The following is a 21,819-nucleotide window of genomic DNA, read 5'->3' on the forward strand; positions in this document are numbered from 1 at the left end:
GCCGCCGGGGCACTCGCCCCGGCGGCCGTATGACATTCACGCGCGCGTGCACACTCCCGTGTGCCTACTCCTCCGCAGAAGGACCCCCGTAGAAGGACCTCCGTAGAAGGACCTCCGTAGAGGACGACTACACGACGACTACACGACGACTACAGGAGGACTACTCCTCCGTAGAGGTCGATTTCGAAGCCGTCGCCTTCTTGGCCGTCGTCTTCTTCGCGGCGGTCGTCTTCTTCGCAGCCGTCGTCTTCGAAGCGGCGGTCTTCTTGGCAGCCGTCTTCTTGGCAGGCGCCTTCTTCGCCGGAGCCTTCTTGGCCGTCTTCTTGGCGGGGCCCTTCGCCCGCTTCTCGGCGAGCAGTTCGTAGCCGCGCTCGGGCGTGATCTCCTCGACGGAGTCGGACGACCTGAGCGTCGCGTTCGTCTCGCCGTCCGTGACGTACGCGCCGAAGCGGCCGTCCTTGACGACGACGGGCTTCCCGCTGACCGGGTCCTCGCCGAGTTCCTTCAGCGGCGGCTTGGCGGCCGCGCGCCCGCGCTGCTTGGGCTGCGCGTAGATCGCGAGGGCCTCCTCCAGCGTGATGCTGAAGAGCTGGTCCTCGGTCTCCAGGGAGCGCGAATCGGTGCCCTTCTTCAGGTAAGGCCCGTACCGCCCGTTCTGCGCGCTGATCTCGACGCCCTCGGCGTCGGCGCCGACCACGCGCGGCAGGGACATCAGCTTGAGTGCGTCGTCCAGGGTGACCGTGTCGAGGGACATCGACTTGAAGAGCGACGCCGTACGCGGCTTAACCGCCTTCTTGCCGGTCTTCGGGGTGCCCTCGGGGAGCACCTCGGTGACGTACGGCCCGTAGCGACCGTCCTTCGCGATGATCTGGTTCCCGGAGACGGGGTCGGCGCCCAGCTCGAAGTCACCGCTCGGCTTGGCGAGGAGCTCCTCGGCGTACTCGATCGTCAGCTCGTCCGGCGGCAGGTCGTCGGGCACGTCGGCGCGCTGGTGGCCCTCCGCGTCCTTCTCACCTCGCTCGACGTACGGGCCGTAGCGGCCGACCCGCAGGACGATGCCTTCACCGACGGGGAAGGACGACACCTCACGGGCGTCGATCGCGCCCAGGTCGGTGACGAGCTCCTTGAGGCCGCCGAGGTGGTCGCCGTCGCCGTTGCCCGCTTCGGCGGCTCCTCCGGAGCCCTCGCCCTCGCCGAAGTAGAAGCGCCGCAGCCACGGCACGGCCTGCGCCTCACCGCGGGCGATGCGGTCGAGGTCGTCCTCCATCCTGGCGGTGAAGTCGTAGTCGACGAGCCGCCCGAAGTGCTTCTCCAGGAGGTTGACCACGGCGAAGGACAGGAAGGAGGGCACAAGGGCCGTCCCCTTCTTGAACACATAACCGCGGTCGAGGATGGTCCCGATGATCGACGCGTACGTCGACGGGCGGCCGATCTCCCGCTCTTCCAGCTCCTTGACCAGGCTGGCCTCGGTGTAGCGGGCCGGCGGCTTGGTCGCGTGGCCGTCGACGGTGATCTCCTCGGCGGACAGCGCGTCGCCCTCGGAGACCTGCGGCAGCCGGCGCTCACGGTCGTCGAGCTCGGCGTTCGGGTCGTCCGCGCCCTCGACGTAGGCCTTGAGGAAGCCGTGGAAGGTGATCGTCTTGCCGGAGGCGGAGAACTCGACGCCCCGGCCGTCGGCGGAGGTGCCGCCGATCTTGACCGTGACGGAGTTTCCGACCGCGTCCTTCATCTGGGAGGCGACGGTCCGCTTCCAGATCAGCTCGTAGAGCCGGAACTGGTCGCCGGTCAGGCCGGTCTCGGCGGGGGTGCGGAAACGATCACCCGACGGGCGGATCGCCTCGTGCGCCTCCTGCGCGTTCTTGACCTTGCCGGCGTACGTGCGCGGCTTGTCCGGCAGGTAGTCGGCCCCGTACAGCTGCGTGACCTGCGCACGGGCGGCCGAGACCGCCGTGTCGGACAGGGTCGTGGAGTCCGTACGCATATAGGTGATGAAGCCGTTCTCGTACAGCTTCTGGGCCACCTGCATGGTGGCCTTCGCGCCGAAGCCGAGCTTGCGGCTCGCCTCCTGCTGCAGCGTCGTCGTACGGAACGGGGCGTACGGCGAGCGGCGGTACGGCTTCGACTCGACGGACCGTACGGCGAAGTTCGTGTTCTCCAGGGCGGCGGCGAGCGCGCGGGCGTTCGTCTCGTCCAGGGCCAGCACGTTCGCGGACTTCAGCTGGCCGAGCGAGTCGAAGTCGCGGCCCTGCGCGATGCGCTTGCCGTCGACCGCGCTCAGGCGGGCCACGAGGTTCGACGGGTCGCTGGCGTCGCCGGAGCGGCCGGTCGCGAAGGTGCCCGTCAGGTCCCAGTACTCGGCGGAGCGGAAGGCGATGCGCTCGCGCTCCCGCTCGACGACGAGGCGGGTGGCCACGGACTGGACGCGGCCCGCCGACAGACGCGGCATGACCTTCTTCCACAGGACCGGCGATACCTCGTAGCCGTAGAGGCGGTCGAGGATGCGGCGGGTCTCCTGGGCGTCGACCATGCGCTTGTTGAGCTCGCGCGGGTTGGCGACGGCGCTGCGGATCGCGTCCTTGGTGATCTCGTGGAAGACCATCCGGTGGACGGGGACCTTGGGCTTCAGGACCTCGAGGAGGTGCCACGCGATGGCTTCGCCTTCGCGGTCCTCATCGGTGGCGAGGAAGAGTTCGTCGGAGTCCTTCAGCAGGTCCTTGAGCTTCTTGACCTGCGCCTTCTTGTCCGCGTTGACCACATAGATCGGCTGGAAGTCGTGTTCGACGTCCACACCGAGCCGGCGCACCTCGCCGGTGTACTTCTCGGGCACCTCGGCGGCGCCGCTCGGGAGGTCGCGGATGTGCCCGACGCTCGCTTCGACGACGTATCCAGGACCGAGGTAGCCCTTGATCGTCTTCGCCTTGGCAGGCGACTCGACGATGACGAGTCGGCGGCCGCCGTGTGCGGTCTCGCTGGTCGGGGACAACTTCGCTCTTCTCTCCGGTCGGCGCTGGGGATCCCCCGCGCCCTCAGGACGTGGGGGTCGGCACTGCGGTACGTGCGGTGTCGCTGCGGAGTGTGACGGTACCTCCCGCCCCCGTGTCAAACGGGAAAAGCTCGCAACGGCCACTCGAACGGTAACCCGACTACCGACGATCCTGCCGCCCGGAGTGCCCACAGGGTGTCCGGGACGTCCACCGGGCCCTCACCCGGGACACCCCCTGCGGGCCGCCGCTCAGAACCGGCCGAAGCACCACACCCCGAGCACCAGGGAGGCCACTGCGGCCAGGCCGGCGAGCGTCGCCGATGCGACAGGGCTCACACCGTCGGCGACGGGTGCGCGGTGCAGGACACGCGCCGCGGTCCACAGCAGCAGTCCCGCCCCGAACAGCGTGAACACGGTCCCGGCGAAGATCGCTGGTCCGCTTTCCATGGCTTTTCCTCCCGGTGCTGGGGTCCCAGGCCGGTGAGGCTGACACGCGCGGGAGACGACAGGGCGAACCTCGGGTGAACGACCGCCATGGTGTGCCTTTGGCAACGATGTCACGGGGCGCCGTCGGAGATCCTTTGAGGTCTTTCGGAAGATCTCCCGAGATCTTCCGAAAGAAAAGCGGAATCGCGTCAGCCCCCGCGTCAGACCTGAGCCAGCTCCAGGAACCCCTGCTCGACGAGCATCCTGATCTGCGCGGGCGTGCGGTCCCGCAGCAAGACCGGGTCTTCCCCCACGAGTTGTGCGATGGCGTCGAGGATCCGGCCGGCGCTGAGGGTGCCGTCGCAGACGCCCGCGAACCCGGCGCCGATCGTGTCCACCTTCGTGGCCCGGCGCATCCCGCGGTGCTGGCGCAGCACCACATGCTCCGGGTCCTCGGCCCCCGGCAGCCCGACCTGCTCCTGCACGACCTCGCCCGCGAGCCTGAAGTGGGCGCCGAGCAGGGCGGCGTCGTCGTGCGTGCGCAGATAGTCGAGGCGCACGAAGTGCGCCCGCACCGTGTCCCCGAGGGGTTGTTCGACGGAGTGCGGCCACTCCTCCACCGTGACGGACGGCTCGACGCCCTCCGGGGCCTTGCGCAGGGTGATCCAGCCGAACCCGACGCCCCGCACCTTGCGCGCCTCGAACTCGTCGAGCCACGCGTCGTACAGCGCCGCGTACTCCGCCGGGTCAGTGCGGTGATCCCCGGCGTCCCGCAGCCACAACTCGGCGTACTGCGTGATGTCCTGCACCTCGCGCTGCACGACCCACGCGTCACACCCGCGCGGCACCCAGGACCGGAGCCGGTCGGTCCACTCCTCCCCGTCGACGTGCTGCCAGTTGGCGAGAAACTGCGCGTACCCGCCCTCGTTCAGTCGTGCCCCCGCTTCCTGAACGAGCGTGCGGCACAGATCGTCCCCGGCCATCCCGCCGTCGCGGTACGTCAGCCGCACACCCGGCGAGATGACGAAGGGCGGATTCGACACGATCAGGTCGTACGTCTCGTCGCCCACGGGCTCGAACAGTGAGCCCTCGTGCAGGTCGGCGCGGCCGGTACCGGAGAGGGCGAGGGTCAGCGCCGTCATGTGGAGGGCGCGCGGGTTGAGGTCGGTGGCGACGACACGCGTGGCGTGCCGGGTGGCGTGCAGGGCCTGGATCCCGGAACCCGTACCGAGGTCGAGTGCGCTCTCCACGGGCGTCCGCACGGTGATCCCGGACAGCGTCGTGGACGCACCGCCGACGCCCAGGACGACGCCCTCGGCGCGGCTGCCGATGCCTCCGGCGCCGCCTACGGCGCACCCGAGGTCGGACACGATGAACCAGTCCTCGCCGTCGGGCCCGCCGTACGGCCGTACGTCGACGGACGCGGCGACCTCGTCGTCACCGGCGCGCGTCAGCCACCCGCTCTCCAGGCACTCCTCGACCGGCAGAACGGCCGCCACGCGCGCGTACTCCGCGGGTTGCTGCAACAGGAACAGCCGTACGAGCGTCTCCAGCGGGCTGTCCCCGCGGGTCGCCCGCAGGGCGGGGACGGTCTCGCTCCGCGCGAGCGCCGCGTAGGCAGGCGCCCCGAGCAGCTCGAGCAGGCCGTCGGCGGTGAACTCGGCCCCCAACAGGGACTCACGCAGCCGGGCGGCGACATCGTCACGGTCAATGGACGGCAACTTGGACAGACTGGAGCTACTCACGCCCCCATTGTCACCCCGGACCCCCGATGGCCACCCACATACGACGTGTCCCCGGCACCGCGTGAAGACGGCACCGGGGACACGGGGGAAACGTCAGCCCTCTGAGTCAGCTCGCCCCAGAGCCAGCACCCGGAGTCCGCTCACCGCCAGCTCTACGTAGAGCCGACTCGCCCCAGAGCCGACTCACGGAGTCAGCTCACCTGAGCCCGCACCCGAAGCCAGACCCTGAAGTCAGCTCGCCTGAGCCCGCACCCGAAGCCAGACCCTGAAGTCAGCTCGCCTGAGCCAGCTCCCGAAGCCAACCCCCGGAGTCAGCTCGCCTGAGTCAACTCCCGAAGCCAACCCCCGGAGTCAGCTCGCCTGAGCCAACTCCCGGGATCGGCTCACCCGCGTCAGCTCTTGGAGGGAGCCGGGGAAGCGGACGCGCTCTTGCAGCTGTCCTGCTTCGCCATCGCCTTGCCGACGTCGCCCTCCTCCAGCTTCTTGAGCGCGTCGCTCCCGCTCTGGCTCAGCTTGTCGAGCTCGCCCGCGATGCCCTTGAGGCCGTCGGCGAACTTCGCCTGGTCCTTCGTGTCGAGCTTGTCGACCTGCTTCTTCAGGTCCGCGTACGAGGCCGAGATCGCGTTGAGCTCCTTAACCGCGTCCTTCTGCTTCTTGTCGCCGCCGTCGACCGGCGGGGCGCCCGCGTTGTCCACGGCCGAACCGATCGCCTTGTAGGCGTCGGACATGTCCTGGAAGGCCTTCGAGTCGGTGCTCTGGACGTCCGCGGGCTTGCTGTTGTCCGAGGTCTCCTTCTGGATCGCGGCGTTGGCGTCCTCGATCTTCTTGGCCTGCGGCTGGACCGAGTCACAGACCGTCTTGGCCCAGGAGTCCAGCTTCTCGTTGCCGTCGTCGCTGCTGCATCCCGACAGCGCAAGCACCAGTACCGCACCGCCGGACAGTGCGGCTGCAAGCTTCTTGTTCACCGGATTGGTCCCTTCCATGGCTCTCGGCCCCGGAACATACACGCCAAGTGGGCGACAATCGCATGCCGGACGTCCGCTACGAGTGCTTTATCGGCTTTTTGTAGCCATTTGCACCAAGAGAGATAAGCCTCACTGAAGAACCGTCACCTGACACGGGCGGGCGGGCAGCGCGTCAATACGCGCTGCCCGCCCGCCCGTTGAGCTCGCGGCCGTGCCTGACCAGGTGAAACCCGGGGTCAGGAAACCACCGCCGGATCCGCCTCCCGCTTCGATACGTGGTCGGAGTTGTCGTCGTCGCCGACCGTGATGCCGCGCCTCTTGGAGACGTAAACGGAACCGACGATCACGCCGATCGACAGCACGGCGACGACGATCCGTACGCCCAGGCTCGCGTCCGCCCCGAAGCTGAACTTGACGACCGCGGGCGCGATAAGAAGCGCCACCAGGTTCATCACCTTCAGAAGCGGGTTGATCGCGGGCCCGGCCGTGTCCTTGAACGGGTCGCCGACCGTGTCACCGATGACGGTCGCGGCGTGGGCCTCACTGCCCTTGCCGCCGTGGTGCCCGTCCTCGACGAGTTTCTTCGCGTTGTCCCACGCGCCACCGGAGTTGGCGAGGAAGACCGCCATCAGCGTGCCGGTGCCGATCGCCCCGGCGAGGAACGAACCGAGGGCACCGACGCCGAGCGTGAAACCGATCGCGATGGGCGCGAGAACGGCGAGCAGACCCGGCGTGGCCAACTCCCGCAACGCGTCCTTCGTGCAGATGTCGACGACGCGCCCGTACTCCGGCTTCTCCGTGTAGTCCATGATCCCGGGGTGTTCGCGGAACTGCCGCCGCACCTCGTAGACCACGGCACCCGCGGACCGCGACACCGCGTTGATCGCGAGTCCGGAGAAGAGGAAGACGACCGCGGCGCCGGCGATCAGGCCCACCAGGTTGTTGGGCTGCGAGATGTCCATCACGAGGTTCATCGGGCCGCCGTCGCCGACCTTCTCGCCGACGTCCTTGGCGGCGGAGACGATCGCGTCACGATAGGACCCGAAGAGCGCCGAGGCCGCGAGTACGGCCGTGGCGATGGCGATTCCCTTGGTGATGGCCTTGGTGGTGTTGCCCACGGCGTCCAGGTCGGTGAGGACCTGCGCGCCCGAGCCCGTCACGTCACCGGACATCTCGGCGATGCCCTGCGCGTTGTCGGAGACGGGTCCGAAGGTGTCCATGGCGACGATGACGCCGACCGTGGTGAGCAGGCCCGTGCCCGCGAGGGCGACGGCGAACAGCGCCAGCATGATCGACGTGCCGCCGAGCAGGAACGCCCCGTACACGCCGAGACCGATCAACAGGGCGGTGTAGACGGCCGATTCGAGACCGACGGAGATTCCGGCGAGCACCACGGTGGCAGGTCCGGTGAGCGACGACTTGCCGATGTCGCGGACCGGGCGCCGACTGGTCTCGGTGAAGTAGCCCGTGAGCTGCTGGATCAGCGCGGCGAGCACGATACCGATGGCCACGGCGACGAGGGCCAGGATCCGCGGATCGCCGTCCTTCACCTTGATCGCCGCGTCGGTGATGCCGTTGAGCTCGGCATACGTCCCCGGCAGATAGGTGTAGACGGCTACGGCCACAAGGGCGAGCGAGATGACCGCGGAGATGAAGAACCCGCGGTTGATCGCGCTCATCCCGCTGCGGTCGGTCCGGCGTGGCGCCACGGCGAAGATTCCGATCATGGCCGTCACTACGCCGATCGCGGGAACGATCAGCGGGAAGGCGAGCCCGGAGTCGCCGAAGGCCGCCTTGCCGAGGATCAGCGCGGCGACCAGCGTGACGGCGTACGACTCGAAGAGGTCGGCGGCCATACCGGCACAGTCGCCGACGTTGTCGCCCACGTTGTCGGCGATGGTCGCGGCATTACGCGGATCATCCTCCGGAATGCCCTTTTCGACCTTGCCGACCAGGTCGGCGCCGACGTCGGCGGCCTTGGTGAAGATGCCGCCTCCGACACGCATGAACATCGCGATGAGCGCCGCGCCGAGGCCAAATCCTTCGAGGACCTTGGGCGCGTCGGCCGCGTAGACCAGCACGACACAGGAGGCGCCGAGCAGGCCCAGCCCCACCGTGAACATGCCGACTACGCCACCCGTGCGAAAAGCGATCTTCATGGCCTTGTGCGAGACGGCGGTGAGATCCTTTTCCGGCTCGCCTTCCGCCGGGGTTGCTTCCCTGGCCGCGGCGGCGACGCGCACATTGCTGCGCACCGCGAGCCACATTCCGATGTATCCGGTGGTCGCCGAGAACACCGCGCCGATCAGGAAGAAGATCGAACGCCCGGCTCGCTGATTCCAATCGTCCGCGGGCAGCAGCATGAGCAGGAAGAACACCACGACGGCGAATACCGCGAGGGTCCGCAGCTGCCGCCCGAGATAGGCATTCGCGCCTTCCTGGACCGCTGCCGCGATCTTCTTCATGCTGTCGGTGCCCTCGCCTGCCGCCAGTACCTGGCGTACGAGCACTGCAGCCACCACGAGGGCGGCGAGCGCGACGATCCCGATCACCATGACGATGAGGCGGTTGTCGTCGGTCAGGACCGCGGCTGCGAAGGTTGAGGGGTGGTCAAACGCTTGAGGGGTAGAAAGCCCCGCCATTCGTCCTCCTTGACGCTTGGGCTGAGCTCAAGATGTGGACGGATTGTAGGGAGCGGCGCCTGATCAAAACAGTGCGCGAGAAACGGAATTTGCCATCCGTTACTACCCGGCGAATGATCGTCCAACACGATGGGCGCACAAGAAGCAGTAATGCCCTGAAAGCATTGAGGCTTGATCCAATTATGATCGACGATCTAGGAAATGCAAAAGGGCCCTGCTCACCGGGGTGACTGCAGGGCCTCGAGCCAGAAACGATCACATGGGGGAACCATCGGGCGGAGCCACGGGCGGGCGAATCAGGGGGCGTTGCGTGGACGCCGGGGGGACCGCGTCAGGACGGAAGAGTCGCCGGCGTGGTCGGCCAAGTCATCCGAATGAGTCCACCGGACTCGTCCGCGGTGACCTCCACGTCGTCGACGAGGCCACTGATGACGGCGAGGCCCATGTCGTCCTCACCCTCCGCCTCCAGATCGTCCGACCCGCCGGGCGCGCCGGACGACTGATCGCCCGGAACACTCCGCGGAGCCTCGTCCCCGACCTCGATGGAGAACTGCTTCTCCTCCTCGGTGAGAAGTACCCGAACGGGTGCAGCGATACCGCTGCTCCGGTGAAGACCGACGGCGCGGCTGCAGGCCTCGCCGACAGCGAGCCTGACCTCGTCGAGCACGGCCTCGTCCACTCCGGCCCTGCGCGCCACCGCGGCCGCCACCAGGCGGGCGGTTCTGACGTGCTCGGGCTGCGCGCTGAATCGGAGTTCGACGGTGGCCATGCATCCCCCTCGGATGTACGGGCGTGCTCTGAAGGGACCGGGCCATCGGCCCGGCCCCCACTTCCGCTCAGCCACCGGCCTGTGGGCCGGTGACCGATCAGTCGGTAGCCGCTACGGCTTCCTCGACCGAGGTGTGGATGGGGAACACCTTGGTCAGGCCGGTGATACGGAAGATCTTGAGAATGCGCTCCTGGTTGCAGACCAGTCGCAGCGAGCCCTCATGGGCCCGCACTCGCTTCAGACCGCCCACCAGCACGCCGAGCCCGGTGGAGTCGAGGAAATCGACTCCCTCCATGTCGACGACAAGGTGGAAGCTGCCGTCGTTCACCAGCTCGACCAGCTGCTCTCGCAGCTTGGGCGCGGTATATACATCGATTTCGCCACCGACCTCGACGACCGTACGATCGCCGACGGTACGGGTCGACAGGGACAGGTCCACGGATCCTCCAGCACCTTGCTATCGAGCGGTCGTCCCTCGGGACACCTCGGCAGAGCCCCCGGGACGGATCGCCAGCCGCGATGGCATTCAATCACTTACCGGCAGGCGTGCACGACGCCTTAGGAGCATTGTCCGTCACGCCAGTGACACACTCGGTGCCGATGGCCAAGAATCACCGTCGCGGACAACCCGCGGCGGACACCGCTTCCCGCCCCTCTCCAGGGGCGATTCTCGACCGGCTCGCCTCGGGTCCGAGCCGGGCTTCGCGCATCACTCATACGGAGCACTTGCCCCCGCGACCGGGTCGTCATGCCGTATGGCCCGACCGCATCCGATCCGAGGTCATCGCCGCCGTCCAGTCGGCCGGAATCGAGCACCCCTGGGCCCACCAGGCGCTCGCCGCCGAGCACGCGATGGACGGCGAGTCGGTCGTCGTCTCCACCGGAACGGCCTCCGGAAAGTCCCTGGCGTACCTCGTCCCGGTGCTCTCCCGGCTCCTCGACGGCTCCGAGGCACCGAACGGGCGTGGCGCGACCGCGCTCTACCTCGCGCCGACGAAAGCCCTCGCCGCGGACCAGTGCCGATCGGTGAAGGAACTTTCACAACCGCTCGGCACGGCGATCCGCCCCGCGGTCTACGACGGCGACACCCCCGTCGAGGAACGCGAGTGGGTGCGGCAGTACGCCAACTACGTCCTGACCAACCCCGACATGCTGCACCGCGGGATATTGCCCTCACACCCCCGCTGGTCCTCCTTCCTCAAGTCGCTCAAGTACGTCGTCATCGACGAGTGCCACACCTATCGCGGCGTCTTCGGGTCCCACGTCGCCCAGGTCCTGCGCCGTCTGCGCCGCCTGTGCGCCCGCTACGGCTCGGAACCCGTGTTCCTGCTGGCGTCCGCCACCGCCGCCGACCCGGCCGTCGCTGCAGAGCGCCTGACGGGTCTCCCGGTCCTCGAGATCGCCGACGACGCCTCGCCCCGCGGAGAGCTCGTCTTCGCCCTCTGGGAGCCCCCTCTCACCGATCTCCACGGCGAGAAGGGCGCCCCCGTCCGCCGCACCGCCACCGCCGAGACGGCGGACCTGCTGACCGACCTGACCGTGCAGGGCGTCCACTCCGTGGCCTTCGTACGCTCCCGGCGCGGCGCCGAGCTGATCTCGGTGATCGCCCAGGAACGCCTCGCCGAGATCGACCGCTCCCTCGCCCGCCGCGTCGCCGCCTACCGCGGCGGCTACCTGCCCGAGGAACGCCGCGCCCTCGAACGCGCCCTGCACTCCGGCGAACTCCTCGGCCTCGCCGCCACCACCGCCCTCGAACTCGGTATCGACGTCTCAGGGTTGGACGCTGTCGTCATCGCCGGCTATCCGGGCACCAGGGCATCGCTGTGGCAGCAGGCAGGCCGCGCGGGACGGTCGGGGCAGGGTGCGCTCGCCGTTCTCGTCGCCCGCGACGACCCACTGGACACATACCTCGTCCACCACCCCGAAGCCCTCTTCGACCAGCCGGTGGAGTCCACGGTCCTGGACCCCGACAACCCGTACGTCCTCGCCCCCCACCTGTGCGCGGCCGCCGCTGAACTCCCGCTCACTGACGACGACTTGCCTCTCTTCGGCCCGACCACCGCCGAGCTGCTCCCCCAGCTGGAGGACGCCAAGCTGTTGCGCCGCCGCACCAAGGCCTGGCACTGGACCCGCCGCGAACGCGCCGCCGATCTGACGGACATCCGAGGCGACGGCGGCAGCCCCGTACAGATCGTCGAGGCGGGTACGGGGCGCCTCCTGGGCACCGTGGACGCCGGCTCGGCGCACACGACCGTCCACGACGGCGCGGTCCACCTCCACCAGGGCCGCACCTACCTCGTGAAGCACCTGGACCTGGAGGACTCGGTCGCCCTCGTCGAGGAGGCCAACCCGACCTACTCGACCACCGCCCGCGACACCACCGCCATCTCCGTCCTGGAGACGGACATCGAAGTCCCTTGGGGTGACGGCCGGTTGTGCTACGGCTCCGTCGAAGTCACCAACCAGGTCGTCTCCTTCCTGCGCCGTCGCCTCATCACCGGCGAAGTCCTCGGCGAGACCAAACTCGACCTCCCTCCCCGCACCCTCCGCACCCGCGCCGTGTGGTGGACGGTGACGGAGGACCAACTCGACGCGGCCCGCGTGAACCCGGAGATCCTCGGCGGCGCGCTCCATGCCGCCGAACACGCCTCCATCGGCATGCTGCCGCTGTTCGCCACCTGCGACCGCTGGGACATCGGCGGCGTCTCCATCCCGCTCCACCCGGACACCCTGCTGCCCACGGTCTTCGTGTACGACGGCCATCCCGGCGGGGCGGGATTCGCGGAGCGCGCGTTCCACACGGCCCGCGAGTGGCTCACGGCCACCCTCGAAGCGATCGCCTCCTGCGAGTGCGAGGCGGGCTGCCCGTCCTGCATCCAGTCCCCCAAGTGCGGCAACGGCAACGACCCTCTCCACAAGCGTGGCGCGGTACGGCTGCTGAAGGTCCTCCTGAGGGACGCGCCACCGGCAGGGGCGCCGTCGGCTACGGCGGCACCTGCGGCGCAGGCCTCGCCCAAGGGGCGGCCGACATCGCAGCATCGGGAACCCGGTCAGGACGCTGACTGCTGATCTTGCGAGGTCCCTCACCCTGGATCGAGGCCCCTCACCCGGGATCAGCGTGGCCGACCGGATCAGCCGGGCCTGCTGGGTCGGTCGCGGCCTCAGGTGACACCGGACCCGCAGGCCCCGCCCGGGCCCTGACCTCCGTCGTCAGTGGCGCCACGCCGGCCGCCGCGGTGACATCGGAGACCTCTCCGTACACCGCACACCGCACGAGCCGCGTGTCCTGGGCGGCCGCCACCCTCGCCGCGTGGGCGCAGGCCTCCTTCCGGCCCTCCATCCAGTGATCGGCGGCCGCGAGAGCCGCCAAGTCGGCTGCCCCGCCTGCCTGGTGGCGTACGACGACGGCCTGCCCCAGGGTCAGTACACACCCGAAGACCAGCCCGAGCGCGGCCATCGCCATCACGGCCCACACGGTCGCGGAACCCCGGTCCTCAGACTCCCTCCGCCTCTTCATGACTCACTCACCACCTCCGCTGTCCCGGCTACCTCGTCTGCCTCAGCCCTCCCCACCGTCTCCTCAGCCGTCCCCACCGTCTCCTCCGCCAACGCCACCGCGTCGGCCCGCAGATGGACGTTCAGCACCCCCGGTCCGGGCGCGGCGGCCTCGACGGCGACGCGGACCAGGTCGCCCTCCCGGCTCACGGCGACCTTCGCGCCACGCGGCGCGACCCTCTTCGCCGACTCCACGGCCGACCCCTGCGGGTCCTGGCGGGCGAGCGCCCTGGCGCCCGCCCTGGCTGCGTCCACGCACTGGATCTGCGCGGACGCGGCCATCAGCGCCCAGACCAGCGCCAGCGTGAAGGTCACGAGCACCGGCAGCACCACGGCCGCCTCCGCCGTCACGAATCCCCGGTCACCGGCGCGCCGCTCACCGGCCCGTCGCCTGCGCGGGCCCGCCCTACCCATGGAGCGCCCTCTCGACGATCCCCTGAAGCGCGGCCTGCACCTGTCCGCTGGTCAGCACCTTCAGCAGCAGCCCGGCGAACCCGACCGCCGCGATCAGCCCCATCGCGTACTCCGACGTGACCATCCCCGCGTCCCGCCTCGCCGCACGCATCCGACGCACCCACATCCCGGCACGCGCCCGCATCACTCCGTACATCCCAACCCCCATGAAATTCCTCGAAGTTCCTCTGACGTTCCCCACCGGCTGACGCCCACATGACGTCCACCGAACTCGGGCCGCGCCACGCACCGGCCCGGGCCGCCCCCGCGGCCTCTCACCGACCTCCCAACAGCCCGCCGGCCACCCCGATCACCACGGGCAGCACTCCGATGGCCACGAACGCGGGCAGGAAGCACAGGCCCACTGGCGCCGTGATCAGCACGGCCGCCCGGCGCGCCACCGCGGCGGTCGCTCGCCCTCGCTCGGCCCGGGCCTCCGCGGCCAGCCGCGCCACCGGCTCCGCGGCCGGGGCGCCCGAATCACCGGCCCGCTCAAGAAGCCCGGCCAGCGCACCGGCCCCCGGTATCGACGCCAACTGCCGCCACGCAGCGCGCGGTTCACCGCCAAGCCGCACCTGGGCCGCGCCCCGCGCCAGAACCTCCCCGACCGGCCCGCCCAGCGACTCCCCCACAGCCCTCGCCGCCCTCACGGGATCGGCGCCGGCTGCGATGCACGCGGCCAGCAGATCCGCGGCCAAGGGCAGCTGCCGACGCGCCTGTGCGTGCGCGGCCTCCGAGGACGACGCCACGTCGGCCGCCGCACGGGCCCTTCGCCTCCACCGCCACACCCCGAACGCCGCGACCAGCCCCAGACCCAGCCCGGCAGCCCCGCCCACCAGCACGTATCCGGCACACACCGCCCCCATTGACGGCCCCCACCGGCCGACGGCGCCCCGCACATCCACACTCCGCCCCGCGGGCTTCTCAGCCACGGCCTCCAGCAGGGCATTCAACCTCCGCAGCAGCGCCCGTTCCCTGCGACGTACCGCCACCTCGTGCATGACCCACCCCAGGGCCGCCACGACGCACAGCACGAGCCCCAGCCTGTGGACAACGTTCATCGCTCCTCCGCTCCCCGTACGATCCGCAGCGCCCACCACAGCCCCACTCCCTCCAACACCCCACCCACCAGCAGGCACCCGAACCCCGCACCCGTGTGCAACAGCACCCTCAACGGCCGGGCTCCGAGCACACTCCCCAGCAGCAGCCCCAGAACGGGAAGCCCCGCGAGCATCACCGCCGTCGACCGCGACCCGGCCAACTGGGCGCGCAGATCCGCCCTTTGGTCCCGTTCGGCCCGCAGGGCGCCCGCGAGACGCTCCAGCCCAGCCGCGAGCCCTGCACCCCGGTCCACCGCCACCCGCCAGCACGCCGCGAGCCCCAACAGCCCCTCGGCCCCCGGCTCCCGCGCCGCCTCCCGGAGGGCCCCCGGCACGTCCCCACCGAACCGGGCAGCAGCCACCACCGCCCCATCACCGGCGCCCGAGCCGCCCACGCCCGCTGTCATCTCCCCCTCCTCACGAACCGCCACGATCAGCGCCTCTCCCGGCTGCCGCCCCGCGCGCACCTCCCCCGCCAACACCCCGCACAGCGAGATCACCGCGTCCGCCCGACGCTCCCGCACCCGTCGCGCCTCCCGGTCCCGCCGCACCCGCGCCGCCAGAGGCACCCCCGCCGCGCCCACCACCAGCGGCACCACGGAAGCCCCGAGGGCCGCGAGCACGGCCCCTACGACCAGCACCCACCACTCCCACCGCTCCCGCAACCGCGCCCAACCCTCACGCCACGCCTGCGCACCCCACGGCACACCACCGCCGGAACCCAGCAGCTCTCTCGCCCGCCGCACCTCACGCCCGTGCCCACCACCGGCAACCCAGGCCGCGGCCCCCACACAGACCAGAGCCGCACAACCACCGGGCCCCACCCCGACTCCCACCGCCCCAACCCCAGTGCCAATTCCAGCCACAACAACCGCCCCCTCCACGGACATCACCTCTCACCAACCCACGCCCCGTCCAAAGAGCCGCGCCGCCCAACCACCCCGACCGCCCCCCACACACCAGCCCCAGCCCCACCCCACGCCAGCCCCAACACGCCTAACTCCCCTCCGCGAACTCCCCGAGCAACCCTCGCAACCGCCCCCACCCCCGCTCCCGTACGAACTCCCCCTCGCCCCACCGCAGCGCCGGCACTGTGACCACCCAGCCGGCTGCGTCACGTTCCAGAACATGGACCTCGGCGATGCGACGGCGGCCCCTCCGGTCCCGTACGAGGTGAAGAACCACCGACAGGGCCGCCGCCAACTGGCTGTGCAGCGCGCCGCGATCGAGGCCGGCCGCCGTCCCCAGGGCCTCGAGGCGGGCGGGCACATCATGGGCGGCGTTCGCATGGACCGTGCCGCAGCCACCTTCGTGTCCCGTGTTCAGCGCGGCGAGGAGCGCCACCACCTCCGGGCCCCGCACCTCGCCCACCACAAGGCGGTCCGGCCGCATGCGCAGTGCCTGACGCACCAGGTCGTCCAGGGCCACGAGCCCCGCCCCTTCCTGGTTGGCCGGCCGTGCCTCGAGCCGCACGACATGCGGATGGTCGGGCCGCAGCTCGGCGGAGTCCTCGGCGAGCACCACGCGCTCCCCCGGCCCCACCAGGCCGAGCAACGCGCTCAGGAGCGTCGTCTTCCCAGACCCCGTACCGCCGCTGATCAGGAAGGACAGCCGGGCGTCGAGAAGAGCCCGAAGCACCCGGTCCCCGCCGGGCGGCACCGTCCCCGCCGTCACGAGCTCCTCCAGCGTGAAGGCACGTGGCCGCACCACCCGCAGCGACAGGCACGCACAGCCGACGGCGACGGGCGGCAGGACAGCGTGCAGCCGGGTCCCGTCCGGCAGCCGGGCATCGACCCACGGCCTCGCGTCGTCCAGGCGCCGCCCGGCGACCGCCGCGAGCCGTTGCGCGAGCCTGCGCACGGATGAGGTGCTCTCGAACGCCACGCCCGTCAGCTCCAGGCCACCGCCCCGGTCCACCCACACCCGGTCGGGTGCGGACACCAGCACGTCGGTCACCGAGGCGTCGGCGAGCAGAGGTTCAAGCGGTCCCGTGCCCACGAGTTCGGAGCGCAACTGACCGGCCGCGCCCAGCACTTCGGCGTCCCCGAGGAGCTTCCCTTGGGCCCTGAGCGCCTCCGCCACCCGCGCCGGGGTCGCCTCCGCACCGTTCTCCGCGAGCCACTGCCGCACCCCGTCCAACATGCGCGCGCCCACGACCCCGCTCACGCGCCGCCCACCGTCATCACCGACCACACCCGTACTCACAGCCCACCCCCGTCGACCCGCCACACCCGCACCCGCACCCACGCCCACATGCCAACCCCCACACCCCCGCTCCCACGCCCCGCTCTCACGCCCCACCCCCCTCAGCCGCCACAACCGGCACCCGCTCCCAAAAGGCCGTGCAGAACCGCGCGAGCGGCCCCCGCGCCGCACCACCCGGCGGCAGTCCGCCGCCATCGGCCGCCAACAGCGCGCCCTCCGCCGGAAGTTCACCGACGAGGGGAAGCCCGAGAAGCCGTGCGACCTCCTCCGGATCGAGCAGGCCGGCCGCACCCCCGCGCGAAGGCCCCACGACCACGCGCAGGTCACGCAGCACCATCCCCACGCCGGAGGCGACCCGTTTCGCCGCAGCGACGGCCCTCAGCTCCGGCGGCACCACGAGCAGCCCCAGATCCAGCTGGGCCAGCGCCTCGGCCGCCCCTTCGTCGACCCGGCGCGGCAGATCCACCACCACCGCGCCGCCCCGCCGCCGCGCCGCGGCCAGCACCGCCCGTACGGCTTCGGGCGGGACCGCCACCGTGTCGCCCCGGTCCCAGCTCAGCACCCGCAGGGCATGCAGCTCGGGCAGCGACTCCTCCAGCGCGCCCCCCGCGACCCGCCCCCGCGACTCCGCGAACGCGGGCCACCTCATCCCTTCCGCGGCCTCCCCGCCGAGCAGCACGTCGAGCCCGCCGCCCAGGGGATCCGCGTCGACGAGGAGTGTGCGCCGCCCGGTTCCCGCCGACGTCACGGCGAGCGCGCACGCCAGCGTGGACGCCCCGGCACCGCCTCGCCCGCCGATCACCCCGACGGTGAGCGCGGGCCTCCCCACGCCTTCGGCCACGTCGGCGATCCGGTCCATCAGCCACTGCTCGCCGTCCGGCAGCATCAGCACATGGTCGGCGCCGATCTCGACGGCCCGCCGCCACACCCCCGAATCGTCCTGGTCACGCCCCACCAGCACGACGCCACGCCGCCGCGCCACACCCCGTACCCGCTCGACCGCGTCGTCCCCGACGAGCACCAGCGGCGCCGATTCCCAGCTCCCTCTGCGCTCCGGCACCCCGTGATGGACCTCGGGCCGCGCGCCGGCCGCGGCACACAGCCGCAGCAGGTCGTCCAGCAGATCCACGTCCTCGGTCACGATCAGCGGTGTGCGCCGCCGCCCGTCGGCGACCGGCGCCCGGTCGCATGTGATGGCTCCCGCCACGATTTCCGCCCCCTCGCTCGCTGTCCCGCTCGCACCTGCGAGCCGGCCACTCCCCTCGCGCAGCCTGACCCGGCCGACATCCCTACCGACTGCCCGACCGGCAAACGGAACCGGTAATGAACACCGGTCCCGACTTCGCGAGTGGAATCACCGTGCAGCGATCCCGGAAATCGTGTGGATCTTGGTCAATTACTGTGGACAAGAGAGTGCTTGTGAATATCCCCATCACCCATACCGGTGACATCACTTGTGCCATCTAGGGCGGCCCCTCAACTACCCCGTCCACACCTTCCACAGAGCAGCCCCTCGACTACACACGGTGACGTAGATTGGGTGCGAGGCGGCGTCCGCCGGAAGCACGGCGCGGGGCGACACAAGGCTGGAGAACGCAAAAGTCCGGACCCAAAGTGGGTCCGGACATGCGACGACCCCCGCCGGGGGGGAGAGCGGGGGTCGTCCCCACGGTCCGACTCGGGGGGGGAGGAGCCAGACCGGGTTAGCACGGTCGCGAACGATCCGTGACTTCCATGGTGTACCCGAGAGCCTTCTCAGGCAAACCCACGCGCCACAGCTTACGCCGAATGGTGGGCGCCTATGCTCGGGCTCGTGGAAAACCACTCCTTGACCCACTCGATGCCCCGCACTGCCGCGTTCTTTGACCTGGACAAGACGGTCATTGCGAAGTCGAGCACGCTCACCTTCAGCAAGTCGTTCTACCAAGGCGGGCTGATCAACCGCAGGGCGGTACTGCGGACCGCGTACGCGCAGTTCGTCTTCCTCGCCGGCGGCGCCGACCACGACCAGATGGAGCGGATGCGCGAGTACCTCTCGGCGCTGTGCCGCGGATGGAACGTGCAGCAGGTGAAAGAGATCGTCGCCGAGACGCTCCACGACCTGATCGACCCGATCATCTACGACGAGGCCGCGTCGCTCATCGAGGAGCACCACACCGCGGGGCGCGACGTAGTGATCGTCTCCACATCCGGCGCGGAGGTCGTCGAGCCGATCGGTGAACTCCTCGGCGCGGACCGCGTGGTGGCCACGCGCATGGTGGTGGGCGACGACGGCTGCTTCACGGGTGAGGTGGAGTACTACGCGTACGGGCCGACGAAGGCGGAGGCGATCGAGGAGCTCGCCCGGTCCGAGGGGTACGACCTCTCGCGCTGCTACGCGTACAGCGACTCGGCGACCGATGTGCCGATGCTGAAGGCAGTCGGCCACCCCTTCGCGGTCAATCCGGACCGGGCGCTCCGCCGTGAGGCGCTCGCGCGCGAATGGCCGATTCTCGACTTCAACCGGCCCGTCCGACTCAAGCAGCGGCTGCCCACTCTGTCCGCTCCGTCGCGGCCCGCCCTCGTCGCGGCCGCCGCCGTCGGCGCCGCGGCGGCCACCGCGGGCCTGGTCTGGTACGCGAGCCGCCGGCGCGCCACGGCCAGCTGACCGGCCCCTTTGAGCAGGCCCGCCACACGGCCGCCGAACAGGGTCACCCCCGGGCGCCCGTTTCGCCCCTAATTGAACCTAAAAGTAAAGAAGTACGGCCAGGGGTTTCGCTTCCTCCACACCTGGAGTACAAATAAAGCAACGGCCCGCGAGACCAAGGGACATCCGAGAGGATCACCTTTAAACGCAACCAAGGCCCCACGGACCGAGCATGAACGCCAGCTACCCACGCGACGTCGACCCGTCGATTACGGGCCAGCCGCACCAGGCCACGGGCTAAGTTCCCGACCTGATGGGCAATTTTCGAGGACGCTTGGTAACCAGGTGAACATGCCAGCGGCGGTACGAGGACTCGTACCGCCGCAACCCTTTTCAGGGACTGCCCAGGAACCCGTTACGGCGTCTACGCCGCGCCGCGCTGGAGCGCCTCGCACACCGCCGTCGACTCCCTGGCGCCGAACTCCACGGACCGCCCGCAGTGCGCGATCCACGCGGCAACCCCTTCCGGAGTGCCCGACACATAGCCTTCGAGCGCGGCCAGATACTCCGCGCGCCCCTGCTCCGCGTGTCCCACCTCGGCGGGACAGATCGACTTGGGGTCGAGACCGCTGCCCACCAGGACGATGCGCTCGGCCGTGCGCGCGACCAGGCCGTTGTACGACCCGAAGGGCCGCAGCGCGAGCAGTTCGCCGTGCACGACAGCCGCGGTGACCAGGGCCGGAGCCGAGCCGCCCGCAATGATCAAGCCGGAGAGCCCTTCCAGCCGGCCCGCCACTTCCTGCGCGTCCGGCAGCGGCAGCTCGACCAGCGGCTCGTCGACCGGCTCGCCTCCCTGACGGGGGCGCCCCACCGTATCGCCGCTGTCGGCCGCCGCCACGAGGTGCAGGCGTGCGAGCACCCGCAGCGGGGACTGCCGCCAGATCGACAGGAGCTGGCCCGCCTCCGCCGTCAGCCGCAGGGCAGCGCCGACGGTGCGCGCCTCCTCGTCCCCGCCCGCGCCACTGAAGTCGGAGCGCCTGCGCACCTCTTCGAGCGGCCAGTCGGCGCCGGACAGCGCCGCGCTGCCCCGCGCGCCGCGCAGCGCGGCCTCGGAGGTGACCGCAGTGCTGCGACGCCGCATGACCCGATGGCCGTAGACCCGGTCCACGGCCTTGCGCACGGAGTCCACGGAGTCGGCCACGCCCGGAAGGGCCCCGAGGGCGGCAAGGGGGTCGGCTGTCGTACTCATGGGTACGACCCTACGCAGTTCAGGGCCCCGCCCCACGAAGGAGTGGTCTTCTTCACGCTGCACGGACACGAACAGCGACTACCCCACTACCCTTGGTGAACATGAAGATCGCTTTCGTGGGGAAGGGCGGCAGCGGGAAGACCACGCTGTCCTCGCTCTTCATCCGTCACCTCGCCGCCATGGGCGCCCCGGTCATCGCGGTGGACGCCGACATCAACCAGCACCTGGGGCCCGCGCTCGGTCTCGACGACGACCAGGCGGCCGAACTGCCCGCCATGGGCGCACGCCTCCCCCTCATCAAGGACTACCTGCGCGGCTCGAATCCACGGATCGCCTCCGCGGACACGATGATCAAGACGACCCCGCCCGGCGAGGGCTCGCGCCTTCTGCGGGTACGCGAGAACAACCCGGTGTACGACGCGTGTGCCCGACCCGTGGAACTCGACGGCGGGGCCGTGCGTTTGATGGTCACGGGCCCCTTCACCGAAGCCGACCTCGGTGTCTCCTGCTACCACTCCAAGACCGGAGCGGTGGAGCTGTGTCTGAACCATCTCGTCGACGGCCGCGACGAGTACGTGGTCGTCGACATGACCGCGGGTTCGGACTCCTTCGCCTCCGGCATGTTCACCCGCTTCGACATGACGTTCCTCGTCGCCGAGCCGACTCGTAAGGGGGTCTCGGTCTACCGCCAGTACAAGGAGTACGCACGGGACTTCGGCATCACGCTGAAGGTCGTGGGGAACAAGGTGCAGGGCCAGGACGACCTCGACTTCCTCCGCGCACAGGTGGGGGACGACCTGCTCGTCACCGTCGGGCACTCCGACTGGGTACGCGCCATGGAGAAGGGCCGCCCGCCCCGGTTCGATCTCCTGGAGGAGCCCAACGCGGCCGCCCTGCGCACGCTCAGGTCCGCCGCGGACGCCGCCTACGCGGGCCGCGACTGGGAGCGCTACACACGCCAGATGATCCACTTCCACCTGAAGAACGCGCAGAGTTGGGGCAACGCGAAGACGGGCGCCGACCTGGCGGCCCAGGTCGACCCCACCTTCGTCCTCCAGGAGAGTGTGGCCGCCACCGCCTGACCGGCGCGGCCACGCCCGA

At 70.3% G+C, this 21,819-nt stretch carries 18 protein-coding genes; 3 read left to right on the forward strand and 15 right to left on the reverse strand.

The genetic code is table 11. From position 1 onward, the window contains the following. Positions 1 to 160 precede the first annotated feature (160 nt). From topA to bldG, 7 genes are all read right to left on the reverse strand, one after another. Positions 161 to 2,983: a type I DNA topoisomerase gene (gene topA, locus OHA58_RS15865; protein ID WP_405479325.1), complete on the reverse strand. Its 2,823-nt coding sequence runs from the start codon at positions 2,981 to 2,983 to the stop codon at positions 161 to 163. Between the two features lie 249 nt (positions 2,984 to 3,232). After that, on the reverse strand, positions 3,233 to 3,430 hold the full coding sequence (locus OHA58_RS15870) for a hypothetical protein (protein ID WP_405479326.1): 198 nt from the start codon (positions 3,428 to 3,430) through the stop codon (positions 3,233 to 3,235). 200 nt (positions 3,431 to 3,630) lie between these two features. Continuing rightward, positions 3,631 to 5,154, reverse strand: coding sequence for a methyltransferase (locus tag OHA58_RS15875; RefSeq protein WP_405479328.1), 1,524 nt, complete (start codon positions 5,152 to 5,154; stop codon positions 3,631 to 3,633). A 392-nt stretch (positions 5,155 to 5,546) separates the two neighbouring features. Next, complete coding sequence (locus OHA58_RS15880) at positions 5,547 to 6,137, reverse strand: small secreted protein (RefSeq protein ID WP_405479329.1); 591 nt, start codon at positions 6,135 to 6,137, stop codon at positions 5,547 to 5,549. Positions 6,138 to 6,355: 218 nt separating this feature from the next. Beyond that, positions 6,356 to 8,761, reverse strand: coding sequence for a sodium-translocating pyrophosphatase (locus OHA58_RS15885; RefSeq protein ID WP_405479331.1), 2,406 nt, complete (start codon positions 8,759 to 8,761; stop codon positions 6,356 to 6,358). A 331-nt stretch (positions 8,762 to 9,092) separates the two neighbouring features. Next, entirely contained in the window at positions 9,093 to 9,530 is a 438-nt protein-coding gene (locus tag OHA58_RS15890; RefSeq protein WP_405479332.1) for an ATP-binding protein, read from the reverse strand. 97 nt (positions 9,531 to 9,627) lie between these two features. Next, positions 9,628 to 9,969: an anti-sigma factor antagonist BldG gene (gene bldG / locus OHA58_RS15895; protein WP_003975386.1), complete on the reverse strand. Its 342-nt coding sequence runs from the start codon at positions 9,967 to 9,969 to the stop codon at positions 9,628 to 9,630. A gap of 80 nt (positions 9,970 to 10,049) precedes the next feature. Between bldG and OHA58_RS15900 the strand changes: the two genes are divergently transcribed. Continuing rightward, positions 10,050 to 12,599 (forward strand): DEAD/DEAH box helicase, encoded by a 2,550-nt coding sequence (locus OHA58_RS15900; RefSeq protein WP_405479333.1) that lies wholly within the window; start codon positions 10,050 to 10,052, stop codon positions 12,597 to 12,599. 34 nt (positions 12,600 to 12,633) lie between these two features. On the opposite strand, the gene OHA58_RS15905 is transcribed toward OHA58_RS15900, so the two are convergent. The 7 genes from OHA58_RS15905 to ssd form a co-directional block, all read right to left on the reverse strand. Next, entirely contained in the window at positions 12,634 to 13,047 is a 414-nt protein-coding gene (locus tag OHA58_RS15905; RefSeq protein WP_405479334.1) for an Rv3654c family TadE-like protein, read from the reverse strand. Continuing rightward, positions 13,044 to 13,499, reverse strand: coding sequence for a TadE family type IV pilus minor pilin (locus tag OHA58_RS15910; RefSeq protein WP_405479336.1), 456 nt, complete (start codon positions 13,497 to 13,499; stop codon positions 13,044 to 13,046). Before OHA58_RS15910 ends, OHA58_RS15905 begins: the two co-directional genes overlap by 4 nt. Then, positions 13,492 to 13,695 (reverse strand): DUF4244 domain-containing protein, encoded by a 204-nt coding sequence (locus tag OHA58_RS15915; RefSeq protein ID WP_100597770.1) that lies wholly within the window; start codon positions 13,693 to 13,695, stop codon positions 13,492 to 13,494. The genes OHA58_RS15910 and OHA58_RS15915 overlap by 8 nt, the downstream gene beginning before the upstream one ends. A gap of 118 nt (positions 13,696 to 13,813) precedes the next feature. Then, a complete protein-coding gene (locus OHA58_RS15920) occupies positions 13,814 to 14,599 on the reverse strand; it encodes a type II secretion system F family protein (protein ID WP_405479337.1) in 786 nt (261 codons plus the stop codon). Then, complete coding sequence (locus OHA58_RS15925; protein WP_405479338.1) at positions 14,596 to 15,528, reverse strand: type II secretion system F family protein; 933 nt, start codon at positions 15,526 to 15,528, stop codon at positions 14,596 to 14,598. The genes OHA58_RS15920 and OHA58_RS15925 overlap by 4 nt, the downstream gene beginning before the upstream one ends. A gap of 106 nt (positions 15,529 to 15,634) precedes the next feature. After that, on the reverse strand, positions 15,635 to 16,780 hold the full coding sequence (locus OHA58_RS15930) for a TadA family conjugal transfer-associated ATPase (RefSeq protein ID WP_405484996.1): 1,146 nt from the start codon (positions 16,778 to 16,780) through the stop codon (positions 15,635 to 15,637). 148 nt (positions 16,781 to 16,928) lie between these two features. Beyond that, entirely contained in the window at positions 16,929 to 18,050 is a 1,122-nt protein-coding gene (gene ssd, locus OHA58_RS15935; RefSeq protein ID WP_405479339.1) for a septum site-determining protein Ssd, read from the reverse strand. A gap of 594 nt (positions 18,051 to 18,644) precedes the next feature. Here ssd and OHA58_RS15940 point away from each other — a divergent pair. Next, positions 18,645 to 19,490, forward strand: a complete 846-nt coding sequence (locus tag OHA58_RS15940) for an HAD family hydrolase (RefSeq protein WP_405479340.1) — start codon at positions 18,645 to 18,647, stop codon at positions 19,488 to 19,490. A gap of 403 nt (positions 19,491 to 19,893) precedes the next feature. Here the strand turns inward: OHA58_RS15940 and OHA58_RS15945 are convergent, their stop codons facing one another. Next, a complete protein-coding gene (locus OHA58_RS15945) occupies positions 19,894 to 20,718 on the reverse strand; it encodes an oxidoreductase (protein WP_405479341.1) in 825 nt (274 codons plus the stop codon). Between the two features lie 101 nt (positions 20,719 to 20,819). On the opposite strand from OHA58_RS15945, the gene OHA58_RS15950 reads away from it, so the two are divergent. Continuing rightward, positions 20,820 to 21,800 (forward strand): ATP-binding protein, encoded by a 981-nt coding sequence (locus OHA58_RS15950; protein WP_405479342.1) that lies wholly within the window; start codon positions 20,820 to 20,822, stop codon positions 21,798 to 21,800. The last annotated feature ends 19 nt before the right edge of the window (positions 21,801 to 21,819 follow it).

Source organism: Streptomyces sp. NBC_00009, assembly GCF_045040855.1.
Lineage (GTDB): Bacteria > Actinomycetota > Actinomycetes > Streptomycetales > Streptomycetaceae > Streptomyces > Streptomyces aureus.

Bases quoted from the DNA above. Each gene is read 5' to 3' on its own strand.
- OHA58_RS15900 (WP_405479333.1), top strand. From the start codon at position 10,050: ATGGCATTCAATCACTTACCGGCAGGCGTGCACGACGCCTTAGGAGCA.
- OHA58_RS15945 (WP_405479341.1), bottom strand. From the start codon at position 20,718: ATGAGTACGACAGCCGACCCCCTTGCCGCCCTCGGGGCCCTTCCGGGC.
- OHA58_RS15905 (WP_405479334.1), bottom strand. From the start codon at position 13,047: ATGAAGAGGCGGAGGGAGTCTGAGGACCGGGGTTCCGCGACCGTGTGG.
- OHA58_RS15880 (WP_405479329.1), bottom strand. From the start codon at position 6,137: ATGGAAGGGACCAATCCGGTGAACAAGAAGCTTGCAGCCGCACTGTCC.
- OHA58_RS15920 (WP_405479337.1), bottom strand. From the start codon at position 14,599: ATGAACGTTGTCCACAGGCTGGGGCTCGTGCTGTGCGTCGTGGCGGCC.
- OHA58_RS15950 (WP_405479342.1), top strand. From the start codon at position 20,820: ATGAAGATCGCTTTCGTGGGGAAGGGCGGCAGCGGGAAGACCACGCTG.
- OHA58_RS15915 (WP_100597770.1), bottom strand. From the start codon at position 13,695: ATGTACGGAGTGATGCGGGCGCGTGCCGGGATGTGGGTGCGTCGGATG.
- OHA58_RS15930 (WP_405484996.1), bottom strand. From the start codon at position 16,780: ATGTTGGACGGGGTGCGGCAGTGGCTCGCGGAGAACGGTGCGGAGGCG.
- OHA58_RS15910 (WP_405479336.1), bottom strand. From the start codon at position 13,499: ATGGGTAGGGCGGGCCCGCGCAGGCGACGGGCCGGTGAGCGGCGCGCC.
- OHA58_RS15870 (WP_405479326.1), bottom strand. From the start codon at position 3,430: ATGGAAAGCGGACCAGCGATCTTCGCCGGGACCGTGTTCACGCTGTTC.
- OHA58_RS15925 (WP_405479338.1), bottom strand. From the start codon at position 15,528: ATGTCCGTGGAGGGGGCGGTTGTTGTGGCTGGAATTGGCACTGGGGTT.
- OHA58_RS15885 (WP_405479331.1), bottom strand. From the start codon at position 8,761: ATGGCGGGGCTTTCTACCCCTCAAGCGTTTGACCACCCCTCAACCTTC.
- OHA58_RS15890 (WP_405479332.1), bottom strand. From the start codon at position 9,530: ATGGCCACCGTCGAACTCCGATTCAGCGCGCAGCCCGAGCACGTCAGA.
- OHA58_RS15940 (WP_405479340.1), top strand. From the start codon at position 18,645: ATGCTCGGGCTCGTGGAAAACCACTCCTTGACCCACTCGATGCCCCGC.